Annotated in this window: 11 protein-coding genes and 1 pseudogene; 11 read left to right on the top strand and 1 reads right to left on the bottom strand. The window is 50.0% G+C overall.

Annotated elements, in window-relative coordinates:
• Window positions 1–187 precede the first annotated feature (187 nt).
• The 5 genes from N7E69_RS23950 (at window position 188) to N7E69_RS23930 (ending at window position 5,444) form a co-directional block, all read left to right on the top strand.
• Window positions 188–676, top strand: a complete 489-nt coding sequence (locus N7E69_RS23950) for a hypothetical protein (RefSeq protein ID WP_001135407.1) — start codon at window positions 188–190, stop codon at window positions 674–676.
• Window positions 677–1,330: 654 nt separating this feature from the next.
• On the top strand, window positions 1,331–2,071 hold the full coding sequence (locus tag N7E69_RS23945; RefSeq protein ID WP_001541566.1) for a carbonic anhydrase: 741 nt from the start codon (window positions 1,331–1,333) through the stop codon (window positions 2,069–2,071).
• 206 nt (window positions 2,072–2,277) lie between these two features.
• Complete coding sequence (locus tag N7E69_RS23940; protein ID WP_001240330.1) at window positions 2,278–2,838, top strand: recombinase family protein; 561 nt, start codon at window positions 2,278–2,280, stop codon at window positions 2,836–2,838.
• Window positions 2,822–4,486 (top strand): IS481 family transposase, encoded by a 1,665-nt coding sequence (locus N7E69_RS23935; protein ID WP_000098783.1) that lies wholly within the window; start codon window positions 2,822–2,824, stop codon window positions 4,484–4,486. The genes N7E69_RS23940 and N7E69_RS23935 overlap by 17 nt, the downstream gene beginning before the upstream one ends.
• Entirely contained in the window at window positions 4,419–5,444 is a 1,026-nt protein-coding gene (locus N7E69_RS23930; RefSeq protein ID WP_001576625.1) for an ExeA family protein, read from the top strand. Before N7E69_RS23935 ends, N7E69_RS23930 begins: the two co-directional genes overlap by 68 nt.
• 188 nt (window positions 5,445–5,632) lie before the next feature.
• On the opposite strand, the gene N7E69_RS23925 is transcribed toward N7E69_RS23930, so the two are convergent.
• Window positions 5,633–6,670, bottom strand: a complete 1,038-nt coding sequence (locus tag N7E69_RS23925) for an IS630 family transposase (RefSeq protein WP_001121398.1) — start codon at window positions 6,668–6,670, stop codon at window positions 5,633–5,635.
• Window positions 6,671–7,276: 606 nt separating this feature from the next.
• Between N7E69_RS23925 and spvR the strand changes: the two genes are divergently transcribed.
• The 6 genes and pseudogenes from spvR to spvC all read left to right on the top strand — a co-directional run bounded on the left by spvR (window position 7,277) and on the right by spvC (window position 12,418).
• The gene (gene spvR, locus N7E69_RS23920; RefSeq protein WP_000346692.1) at window positions 7,277–8,170 is read left to right on the top strand and encodes a virulence genes transcriptional activator SpvR; all 894 of its coding nucleotides are present in this window, start codon (window positions 7,277–7,279) and stop codon (window positions 8,168–8,170) included.
• Between the two features lie 97 nt (window positions 8,171–8,267).
• Window positions 8,268–8,508 (top strand): annotated as a pseudogene (locus N7E69_RS23915) (lysozyme); the annotation flags it as partial.
• 173 nt (window positions 8,509–8,681) lie between these two features.
• The gene (gene spvA, locus N7E69_RS23910) at window positions 8,682–9,449 is read left to right on the top strand and encodes a virulence protein SpvA (protein ID WP_001575487.1); all 768 of its coding nucleotides are present in this window, start codon (window positions 8,682–8,684) and stop codon (window positions 9,447–9,449) included.
• The gene (locus tag N7E69_RS23905) at window positions 9,412–9,579 is read left to right on the top strand and encodes a hypothetical protein (RefSeq protein WP_001526987.1); all 168 of its coding nucleotides are present in this window, start codon (window positions 9,412–9,414) and stop codon (window positions 9,577–9,579) included. Before spvA ends, N7E69_RS23905 begins: the two co-directional genes overlap by 38 nt.
• A gap of 51 nt (window positions 9,580–9,630) precedes the next feature.
• Complete coding sequence (gene spvB / locus N7E69_RS23900; protein WP_001675599.1) at window positions 9,631–11,412, top strand: SPI-2 type III secretion system effector NAD(+)--protein-arginine ADP-ribosyltransferase SpvB; 1,782 nt, start codon at window positions 9,631–9,633, stop codon at window positions 11,410–11,412.
• 280 nt (window positions 11,413–11,692) lie between these two features.
• Window positions 11,693–12,418, top strand: coding sequence for a type III secretion system effector phosphothreonine lyase SpvC (spvC, locus tag N7E69_RS23895; protein WP_001122242.1), 726 nt, complete (start codon window positions 11,693–11,695; stop codon window positions 12,416–12,418).
• Window positions 12,419–12,555: the final 137 nt, after the last annotated feature.

Below are 12,555 nucleotides of genomic sequence, written 5' to 3'. Positions count from 1 at the left end.
ACAAATTAAAGACGTGACAGGGTAGCGAAAAAGGGCACCAGGACAGCGCACCGCCGGTCGAATTGCTGGCACAGCATGTCCGGAGCCCGGGCGGGATGCACCACAGGTACGATGCACGCCACTCTCCTTGCCAGGTACTGGTGTTAATGCTAATGTACGCATACGTTAGCATTAACTAGAGACAGACATGCCGCAGGATGAATCAGTCGTCAAACGGGCCAGGGAATACTTTTTCCGCCACCACCGGTATACAGAGGAAGACCTGGAATCCGACTACCAGGCAGAACTGTGTAACTACAGGGATGACACCTGGGAAGCACCACAACGGGCAGCCAGACTCAGTGCGGCCGTCAAGCGCTACAAAACGTATGAGATGCTGTACTTCTTCTTCCAGATCGCTGATGAGGCCGGGCTGGACTATACTCCGCTGGTTGTAAAGCGCCTGTGCGCTCATCTTTTCGACAGGCAGGGCAGCCAGAATATTATTGTTGATATCTTTGGCCAGAAGGGACGCATGCACCGCAGCCATGACAGTGATCCTGACATTATTGCTGCCGTTGCCGAACGCTACCGGCAGCAGGCAGAGGACCACTGGCAGACAGTTCTGAAGAATATCGGGAGAGTGAAGCAGGACTACCAGAAAAATCAGAACAGACAGAAAGGCGCAGGGGATTAAATGCATGATTAATGCTAATGTATGCGTACATTAGCATTAATCACATAAGTCAGTGAAAATAAATCAGGCTTATTCAACGTTGCGAAGGTTCTTTGGCCAGTTGCTGGAGCTACTTCCCGAAATCAGGAAAGCCTGCGGCTGAAAGTACATCAGCAACAGCACTGGCTCTGGGATGGCCACGTTCAAGCCAGACCAGACTGAGAGCCACACCTGATTTCTCCGTATCATAACTGTGACGCGACAACCGGAATTACCAAACGGACACTCAAAGAATGAGATGAACGCTCCAGACTTATGAAGTTCGGAACACACAGAGTTCCTAGTTGTAGCGGCTCGCAATCGAAATCCCCCCGACTCGCAATCAGCGCAAATTTCGGCTCACATTAACTGCAAATGAAAAATGCCACCGGCTCACATTAAGTGACAATGGGCTCGCATTTATCCTGCCCGGCTCGCAATCCATTCCACCGGGCTCACAATAACTGCAAGTCAACTTCGTCATATCGGCAAACCGACTGCCAGCATTCTATTTTCCAGTTCGACTGGTCTCAGATATTTATTCATACTGGTTAAAAATTGTCGTTTTGGTTTGATTAACGTTTACCTACGTATAATCGCAGCAATTGGAGTTAACTCAGTAAATAGGAGCAAATAATGGAACAAAACCAACCAGCACAACCTTCACGACGTGCAATACTGAAACAAACTCTTGCAGTATCTGCTTTGTCTGTCACCGGGCTGGCGGCCTTATCGGTACCAACTATCTCTTTCGCCGCATCACTGAGCAAAGAGGAACGTGACGGTATGACTCCAGATGCAGTCATTGAACATTTTAAACAGGGTAACCTGCGCTTCCGGGAAAATCGCCCGGCTAAACATGATTACCTGGCACAGAAGCGCAACAGTATTGCGGGTCAGTATCCTGCTGCGGTGATCCTTAGCTGCATTGACTCACGTGCGCCGGCGGAAATTGTGCTGGATGCGGGGATCGGTGAGACGTTTAATTCCCGCGTAGCGGGTAATATCAGTAATCGCGATATGCTGGGCAGCATGGAGTTTGCCTGTGCAGTTGCCGGCGCGAAAGTAGTGCTGGTTATAGGACACACCCGCTGTGGCGCAGTACGCTGTGCTATTGATAATGCTGAACTGGGTAACCTGACGGGGCTGCTGGATGAAATTAAACCCGCGATTGCAAAAACGGAGTATAGCGGTGAGCGTAAAGGTAGCAATTATGATTTTGTCGATGCGGTGGCACGAAAAAATGTCGAGCTGACTATCGAAAACATCCGCAAAAACAGCCCGGTGCTGAAACAACTGGAAGATGAGAAGAAAATTAAAATCGTTGGCAGTATGTATCACCTTACTGGCGGTAAGGTTGAGTTTTTCGAAGTATAACTGAAGCAGTCCGAGTCCGAATACAGTCAGCCTCGCATTACATTAAGAGCTCATTAAATTTTCTCTGGAATGAAAATGTATTTTTTGAGTACACCCAAAACGCACAGTCTGGTGAGACAGTTTTTCTGTCTCATTTGGGTTGTTTTTATCCCATTCCGGTGTTACGTTTTCATCATCTAGAGTTAAACGAGACAGTTTTCACCATTATGGCACTTTACGGCTATGCCCGCGTTTCAACCAGCGATCAGGATCTTACTCTGCAGACACAAATTCTCCGCGCTGCTGGTTGTGAAATTATTCGTGCAGAAAAAGCCAGCGGAAGCGGCCGGACCGGAAGGAGCGAGTTGCAGCTGCTGCTGGAGTTCCTGCGCCCTGGTGATACGTTGATGGTGACACGCGTGGATCGCCTGGCCCGCAGCATTAAGGACCTGCAGGACATTGTGTATGCCCTGAATCAACAGGGCGTAACGCTCAGGGCAACAGAACAGCCAGTGGACACGCGTTCAGCTGCAGGCAAAGCCTTCCTCGATATGCTGGGTGTTTTCGCTGAGTTTGAAACCAATCTGAGACGTGAACGCCAGATGGAAGGCATTGCCGCGGCGAAAGCCAGGGGCGTATACCGGGGAAGGAAACCGTCCATAGATCCTGCTGAGGTATATCGTCTGTATACCATTGAGAAGATGGGAGCCACAGCCATCGCCCGCCAGCTCGGGATTGGGAGGGCGTCAGTCTACCGGGCGCTGGAAAATTATGAGCAGCCGGCGTAGCGCGATTCCGTCTGACTCCCTGTTGCAACTACGGCAACGGCTCGATCGCCTGCCGCCAAAAAGCCCTGAACGTGCCAATCAGATTGCCGCTACCGCCCAGCTGTATGGTATTTCAGTCACGACGGTTTATCGCGCTCTTCACCTTGTTTTGAAACCGCGAACGGCCCACCGCAGTGATCATGGTCAACCCCGGATACTGCCACCGTCCGAGCTGGAGCATTACTGCGAACTGATTGCTGCACTGAAATTACGAACCACAAATAAATCCGGCCGCCATCTGTCGACCGGACGGGCAATACAGCTGCTGGAAGAGCATGGCGTGGAGACGGTCCAGGGATTGATTAAAAGTCCCAAAGGCTTACTTCGTAAGCAGACCGTCAATCGCTGGCTTTCCCGCTGGCGTCTCGACCAGCCCCGCCTGTTACGGGAGCCTCCGGCGGTAAGATTTCAGGCTGAAAACAGCAATGACTGTTGGCAGTTTGATATGTCGCCATCCGATCTCAAACATATTGAGCGGCCTGACTGGGTAGATCCTGCCCGGGGCGAACCCACGCTGATGCTGTTCAGCGTAGTGGATGACCGGAGCGGTGTCGCATACCAGGAATACCGGTGTGTGTACGGTGAGGATGCGGAATCTGCGCTGCGTTTTCTCTTTAACGCCATGGCCCCAAAAACCAGGTCTGATTTTCCTTTTCAGGGCCGCCCGAAATTGCTGTACCTCGATAATGGACCGGTGGCCAAAAACCATGTATTCCAGAATGTGATGCAGTCCCTGAAGGTTGACTGGCTGACGCATACGCCGGCAGGCAAGGACGGCACCCGGACGACGGCACGGTCCAAAGGTAAAGTTGAACGTCCTTTCCGGACCGTCAAGGAGGCACATGAAACTCTGTACCATTTCCATAAACCGGAAACGGAGCTGCAGGCCAACGAATGGCTCTGGAACTATCTGAGCCGTTATAACGCGCAGCGTCACCGCAGCGAGAAACACTCCCGACTGGAGGACTGGCTGGCAAATATCGGCCAGGAAGGTGTGAGGGATATGTGCAGCTGGGAACAATACTGTCGGTTCGCCCGGGAGCCGGAATCCCGCAAGGTGGGTGTTGATGCGCGGATAACGATAGACGGCACCGCATGGGAAGTTGAACCGGATATGGCGGGTGAAACCGTCATTCTGCTGTGGGGGCTGTTTGACGAAGAGATGTATGTGGAGTTTACCGGTGAAACATGGGGGCCTTATTATCCGGTGTCGGGGCCTGTGCCGCTGCACCGTTACCGGACGTTCAGACGCGGTAAAGCGGCTGAACGGGCCGATCGTATCCATGCTCTGGCCAGGCAGCTGAACATCCCCATCAGCGCATTGTCCGGCAGCGATCTCCGCGTGGTCAGTGATGACACTCAGCAGCGCATTGATGCGTTGCCACATCAGCCCTTTGATACCCGAAAATTTGAATACCACTTTCCCACCGTTATTGCGGCAAAACTGGCAATTGCCGACGATCTGGCCATACCGCTGGCCAGAATGTCGGATGAAGACCGGGCGTTTATCGACAGTATTCTGACTGAGACGCTTAACCGTAGTGAAGTACTCGCCCGCATCAGAGACTATTTTCGTAGCAGACAATCAGGAGAGGACCATGCGGGTTGAAGTGATGGAGCATTATGGACTGACGCAGTCTATTGAACAGGCCGGGTATTATGAAACTGCCCACCATAAGCAGCTGATGAAAGACATTAAGGGTGCGATACGCGAAGGACGACTGATAGCGGTCTGTGGCGTGGTGGGAAGCGGTAAAACCGTCACTCTGCGACGCCTGCAGCAGCAACTGCTGGATGAAAATAAAATCATTGTCGCCCGCTCCCTGTCGGTGGACAAACAGAGTGTCCGGCTCGCCACGCTGATTAATGCCCTGTTTTATGACCTGGCACAGGATAAACAGGTGCAGATCCACAAACAAGGTGAACGCCGCGAGCGTGAGCTGCAGGAACTGGTCAAAAAAGGCAAACGCCCGGTGGCGCTGTTTGTTGATGAAGCCCATGACCTGAACGGTAATACACTAACGGGGCTCAAACGGCTGATGGAAGTGGTTGAAGACGGCGGTGGTAGGCTGTCCGTCGTTCTGGCCGGTCACCCAAAACTGCGTAATGACCTGCGTCGTCCGACGATGGAGGAAATTGGCTATCGTACCGATATTTTTACACTGGACGGGATCACCGGCAGTCAGCGTGAATATATCCAGTGGCTGCTGAAGACCAGCACCGGTAAGGGTAAGCCGGAAGATATTCTAACGACCGAAGCCGTTGACCTGCTGGCGATGAAACTGCGAACACCGCTGCAGGTCCAGTTGCACCTGACGCTGGCGATGGAAGCAGGATACCAGACGGGCGAAAAACCGATTACTGCCACTCTGGTTGAATCCGTGCTGTCACGTCAGCTGGATGACCTGGAGCCGACGCTCACGCGACATGGTTACCGGCTGAAGGATATGGTGGAGCAGTTCGATGCAAAACCAGCTGAAATCAGGGCATTATTTAATAATCAGTTAGACCCTGCCCGCACGGCCGAACTACGCGACAGAATGCTGGCGGTCGGTCTGCCAATATGACGATGTTGATTTGCAGTTATTGTGAGCCCGGTGGAATGGATTGCGAGCCGGGCAGGATAAATGCGAGCCCATTATCACCTAATGTGAGCCGGTGGCGTTTTTCATTTGCAGTTAATGTGAGCCAAAATTGGCGCTGATTGCGAGTCGGGGGGATTTCGATTGCGAGCCGCTACAAATAGCTTCGCATATTACCGCTCCACTTTAGCCAGACCCTGTTGATTGCCGGGAAACAGTGAAGCGGCATTCATAAATTGTGCTACCTGTTTCAGTAACTGCCACATGTACCGACACTGATGATTTCTCGTTATGGTTTCGTGTAACGACAACCACAGTCGCTCTATCGGATTCAGCCACGGCGAATACATCGGCAGGAACAGCAACCGGAACTTCGGGTTTTCTTCCAGCCAGCGTTCCACTTTGCGGCTTTTATGGATGATGTAGTTATCCGCCACCAGTGTGATGGTTTTCGCCCGCCTGTATGTACGGCGTAACGTTTCTAACAGACTGATAAATAAATCAGAACTCTTGCTGCTGCCACTGACGTAGTGAACCCGTCCCGTACCTGAATGCAGTGCGCCTGCCAGATAATGCTTCTGGTTCTGTCCCGGCGTGGCGATGCGTTTCTGTTGCCCTTTGGGCATCCAGTCAGCGCCAATTTTTGGGTTCAGGTCGATGTCGACTTCATCCTGATAAAACACAGGATGTGCAGTCTGCTCCTGAGCCAGCGCCTGATCAATGACAAGCCGTTTTTCTTCATAGTGCGGATCTTTGATTTTCAGCGTTGGCGCTGCCCCGCGCCAGACCATATCTGCCTGCCTCAGATATCGGTGCAGGGTGGAGCGGTGCAGCGTCACATCAAAAAGTCGGTTGATGACGAGTGCCAGAAGCTCCGTGCTCCAGCGTGAGCGCAGCCAGCCAAAATCCTTCGGGGAACGCTGTACCAATAGTGGCAAGAGCTGAAGGATATCAGCGACCGGCCAGCGTGGAGCACGTCCGGGTCTGAGGCTTTTTAGTCCTTCAACACCATGTAAAGTAAACCAGTTTATCCATCGACCAACGGATGAACGGGCGGCACAGAGTAATCTGGCAACGTCAGTGACGGTCATTCCCTGATGCAGCATCAGCATGGCGATAAGCCGTCGCGCATGGTTTTTATCGTGGGTTTGTTGGGCCTCTTTGCGCATCAGTTGTCGTTCTTCATCAGGAATTGCTGCTATGATCGGCATCGCTCAGTCCGGTTGGTGATTTGTGATGTTTGGCGATTGATCAGATCGCACAATCCGGGCTGAGTTCTCTTTCAGTGATCTACTATTTTGCGAAGCTATTTAGTGCACACTAATCGATTTTTCAGACAACCTTTCTCGCCTGGCGTGAGTTTTCGTTCGACTGAACCTATAAAAAGGCTCTGCATTCTGTCCTGTAGTGCGCCAGGCCTAATAACGCCTCCCGTTTAATTCCGGCCCGGTCGTACATCGGTTCTGTTCATTTATGGGATCGCGACTTTTTCGTTGTAATGCTTCAAGAGCGATTTTTTGTTCTGCGGTCAACTCAACATTCATAGCCATCAGCATGATCCTGATTATTTTTGAAACCAAGCATCTTCATTGATCATGGGTATACATCGTTGTTATCCAGCTATACATCATAACAGGTCAATTAAATCCACTCAGAAATAAAGTCAGGGTATGCATAAAATCTATCGCCCATAATCCTATCCAGTAACACCATGATTAGTAAGAACTAATCAGTCTGTGCAAAAAAAGGTCACCGCCATCCTGTTTTTGCACATCAAAACATTTTTTCAGGATTATTCTGAAAAAAAAGGAGATATTATGGATTTCTTGATTAATAAAAAATTAAAAATTTTCATAACACTGATGGAAACAGGTTCCTTCAGTATCGCAACATCAGTACTGTATATCACCCGAACCCCGCTGAGCAGGGTTATTTCAGGCCTGGAAAGAGAGCTGAAACAAAGACTCTTTATACGGAAGAATGGCACTCTTATCCCAACCGAATTTGCACAAACTATTTATCGAAAAGTAAAATCCCATTATATTTTCTTACATGCACTGGAGCAGGAAATCGGACCTACGGGTAAAACGAAACAACTAGAAATAATATTTGACGAAATTTATCCGGAAAGTTTAAAAAATCTGATCATTTCAGCACTGACCATTTCCGGCCAAAAAACAAATATAATGGGGAGAGCCGTTAACAGCCAAATAATAGAAGAACTGTGTCAGACAAACAACTGCATTGTTATTTCTGCCAGAAATTATTTTCATCGGGAATCGCTTGTCTGCCGGACATCAGTGGAGGGTGGGGTCATGTTATTTATTCCTAAAAAATTCTTTCTCTGCGGCAAACCTGATATCAACAGGCTGGCCGGAACACCTGTACTTTTTCATGAGGGGGCTAAAAATTTTAATCTGGACACCATATACCATTTTTTTGAACAGACACTAGGTATTACCAACCCTGCATTCAGTTTTGATAACGTCGATTTGTTCAGTTCACTGTACCGGTTACAACAAGGGCTGGCGATGTTACTCATCCCCGTCAGAGTCTGTCGGGCTCTGGGATTATCAACAGATCACGCACTGCACATCAAAGGCGTAGCGCTCTGTACCTCCTTGTATTACCCGACCAAGAAACGGGAGACACCAGATTATCGTAAAGCTATAAAACTGATACAGCAGGAACTGAAACAGTCCACCTTCTGACCTTATGCAGCGTAAGGGCCGCAACACCTGTATTCACGGCATTTGCCAGATTCAGATTGTCAGCAATCCCCATCCTCCATAGCGGTAGTTCACCGCGGAGCATGGAGTAAACCGGCTGGTCGCCGTCAATCTGACACAGAATCAGTTTGATGCTCTGGTGGATTACCTAAAACATGGGCATTAACGCGCTGGCTCACGCCACTTTACTGAAGAAACTGAATAACGGTGACTATGACGGCGCAGCGAATGAATTCCTGAAATGGGACCACGCCAGCGGTCAGGTTGTTCCCGGCCTGACCCGACGCCGGAGCGCTGAACGTTGTTTATTCCTGAGTTAATTTGTTGTGCCATCTTTGCACACCGGGAACCGCGATTCCGCACAGCAGAAAAATAGCACATAAATAAACTCAATATAAGCCACTCATTTTCTGGCAATACAAAATAATTCCCCTGCAGACATTATCAGTCTTCAGGATTTCATTCTGTTTATTTTCAGGAGTCATCATTATTTATGAATATGAATCAGACCACCAGTCCGGCACTTTCACAGGTCGAAACCGCCATCCGGGCCCCGGCAGGGAATTTTGCAAAATATAATTATTATTCCGTGTTTGATATTGTCCGTCAGACCCGTAAACAGTTTATTAACGCCAATATGTCATGGCCGGGCTCCCGCGGAGGTAAAGCCTGGGACCTGGCGATGGGCCAGGCGCAGTATATCCGCTGCATGTTCCGAGAAAATCAATTGACCCGCAGAGTTCGGGGGACCTTGCAGCAGACACCGGACAATGGCACGAACCTGAGCAGTTCCGCTGTCGGCGGTATTCAGGGACAGGCAGAGCGTCGGCCGGACCTGGCCACCCTGATGGTGGTTAATGATGCCATTAACCAGCAAATACCGACCCTGCTGCCGTATCATTTTCCACACGACCAGGTGGAGTTATCTCTGCTGAATACCGATGTGTCGCTGGAAGATATTATCAGCGAGAGCAGCATTGACTGGCCGTGGTTCCTGAGCAACTCGCTGACCGGCGATAACAGTAACTATGCCATGGAGCTCGCCAGCCGGCTGTCACCAGAGCAGCAGACACTGCCGACCGAGCCGGACAACAGTACCGCCACTGACCTGACCTCTTTTTACCAGACCAATCTGGGGCTGAAAACCGCCGACTATACGCCATTTGAAGCACTGAATACCTTTGCCCGACAGTTAGCGATTACCGTTCCCCCAGGTGGAACAGTTGATTGCGGGTACTCTGCGTGCCAGCCGGCAGTTTAGCTTCCCGCGCTACCAGAGTAGTGAGCAGCAGACCATTCTGCAGAATCTGAGCGACGTCATTGTTCAGGTGCATTCTACCGCGCTGTACGGCGGCAGCACTTTTGAACAGGCCGTAGAGCAGACGCTGTAAGCAGAAAATATACCTGGCCATCGTCAGACGGCCAGTTTCAGGAGATAGTGTATGTTGATACTAAATGGTTTTTCATCTGCCACTTTAGCGCTGATCACTCCCCCTTTCCTGCCAAAAGGGGGCAAGGCGCTGAGTCAGTCAGGCCCTGACGGCCTAGCCAGTATAACGCTGCCTCTGCCCATCAGCGCCGAACGCGGCTTTGCGCCTGCGCTGGCGCTGCACTACAGCAGCGGTGGCGGCAATGGCCCCTTCGGCGTGGGCTGGTCCTGCGCGACAATGAGCATTGCCCGCCGCACCAGCCATGGCGTGCCGCAGTATAACGACAGCGATGAGTTTCTGGGGCCGGACGGAGAAGTGCTGGTTCAAACGCTCAGCACCGGTGATGCCCCCAATCCCGTCACCTGCTTCGCGTACGGTGACGTATCGTTCCCGCAAAGCTACACGGTGACCCGCTATCAGCCCCGCACGGAGAGCAGTTTTTATCGCCTGGAGTACTGGGTGGGCAACAGCAACGGCGATGATTTCTGGTTACTGCATGACAGTAACGGCATCCTGCACCTGCTGGGGAAAACCGCCGCAGCACGCCTCAGCGATCCGCAGGCCGCCTCTCATACGGCGCAATGGCTGGTTGAGGAGTCGGTGACCCCTGCCGGCGAGCATATCTATTACTCCTACTTGGCGGAGAACGGTGACAATGTGGACCTCAATGGGAACGAGGCCGGACGCGATCGCAGCGCCATGCGCTATCTCAGCAAGGTACAGTATGGCAACGCGACCCCCGCCGCCGATCTGTACCTCTGGACTAGCGCCACACCCGCGGTACAGTGGCTGTTCACCCTAGTGTTTGACTACGGCGAACGTGGTGTAGATCCACAGGTACCGCCTGCATTCACTGCTCAGAACAGCTGGCTCGCCCGCCAGGATCCCTTCTCCCTGTATAACTACGGCTTTGAGATCCGCCTCCATCGCCTGTGCCGCCAAGTCCTGATGTTCCACCACTTTCCTGATGAACTGGGTGAAGCCGATACGCTGGTTTCCCGTCTGCTGCTGGAGTATGACGAAAATCCGATACTGACACAGCTTTGCGCTGCTCGGACGCTGGCCTATGAAGGCGACGGTTATAGAAGAGCTCCTGTCAACAATATGATGCCACCGCCACCGCCACCGCCTCCTCCGATGATGGGAGGTAATTCATCTCGACCAAAATCAAAATGGGCGATTGTAGAGGAATCAAAGCAGATTCAAGCTCTGAGGTACTATTCAGCTCAAGGGTACAGTGTGATTAATAAATATTTACGTGGGGATGATTATCCTGAAACACAGGCAAAAGAAACTCTGCTCTCCAGAGACTATCTTTCCACAAATGAACCCAGTGATGAGGAGTTTAAAAATGCCATGTCAGTTTATATAAATGATATTGCGGAGGGATTAAGTTCACTTCCCGAAACAGATCACAGAGTCGTATACCGGGGCCTGAAGCTTGATAAGCCTGCATTATCGGATGTGCTGAAGGAATACACTACTATAGGTAATATAATAATAGATAAAGCTTTTATGAGTACATCGCCAGATAAGGCATGGATAAATGACACTATTCTCAACATATACCTAGAAAAAGGACATAAAGGTAGAATACTCGGAGATGTTGCACATTTTAAGGGAGAGGCAGAGATGCTTTTCCCTCCAAATACTAAACTCAAAATCGAAAGCATTGTAAATTGTGGATCCCAAGACTTTGCAAGCCAGCTTAGTAAGCTGAGATTAAGTGATGATGCAACTGCTGACACAAACAGGATAAAAAGAATAATAAACATGAGGGTACTCAACTCATAGATACTAAGAATCTATTCCAGAAGTGGTATGAGCGGCCTAGCTCTATAAGGGGTTATACTCCGGAACCCCAGATTTTTCCGTCACCCTAGGCCCGCAAAGTAGTGCATCTAAACTTTTGCCATTACCCTTCTTTAACTTTCTGCTCGGAACGGACCGAAATATCATTTTTTCGCCTGATAAAAAATGAGGTTTTCTGGATAACTAATCGTTTTATTAAAAAAAACTGAGAATTTATATCTAATAATATGGCGATATATCCATATCGCAAAGGAGATTTCCCATGCCCATAAATAGGCCTAATCTAAATCTAAACATCCCTCCTTTGAATATTGTAGCTGCTTATGATGGGGCGGAAATACCATCTACAAATAAGCACCTGAAAAATAATTTCAACTCCTTGCACAACCAAATGCGGAAGATGCCGGTATCCCACTTTAAAGAGGCGCTGGATGTGCCTGACTATTCAGGGATGCGCCAGAGTGGTTTCTTTGCTATGAGCCAAGGTTTTCAGCTGAATAACCATGGTTACGATGTTTTCATCCATGCTCGTCGAGAATCACCTCAGTCTCAGGGCAAATTTGCCGGTGACAAGTTCCACATCAGTGTGCTCAGGGATATGGTGCCACAAGCATTTCAAGCGCTGTCCGGATTGCTGTTTTCAGAGGACAGTCCGGTAGATAAGTGGAAAGTGACCGATATGGAGAAGGTCGTTCAACAAGCCCGTGTTAGCCTGGGCGCTCAGTTCACGTTGTATATAAAACCAGACCAGGAAAATTCGCAGTACAGTGCGTCGTTTCTCCACAAGACACGGCAATTTATAGAGTGTCTGGAATCCAGACTATCCGAAAATGGGGTTATTTCAGGACAGTGTCCTGAGTCAGACGTTCATCCTGAAAATTGGAAATATCTCAGTTATCGTAATGAACTACGAAGTGGGCGTGATGGTGGTGAAATGCAGAGACAGGCTTTACGTGAGGAACCGTTTTATCGTTTGATGACAGAGTAAGTATGGGTTTGGGGAGCAACGGAACAGTAAACGCCGTTAAACAGCTATTTTAAATGCTCATTAATTTATTAATCAATAAATTACAAATTTTCATTGAAGGCTCCCCCCTTACTGACGAATTCCGGCACCGTAAAGGA

The organism is Salmonella sp. 3C, from assembly GCF_025426275.1.
GTDB lineage: Bacteria > Pseudomonadota > Gammaproteobacteria > Enterobacterales > Enterobacteriaceae > Salmonella > Salmonella enterica.
This window is presented reverse-complemented; position numbering and strand designations above follow the sequence as displayed.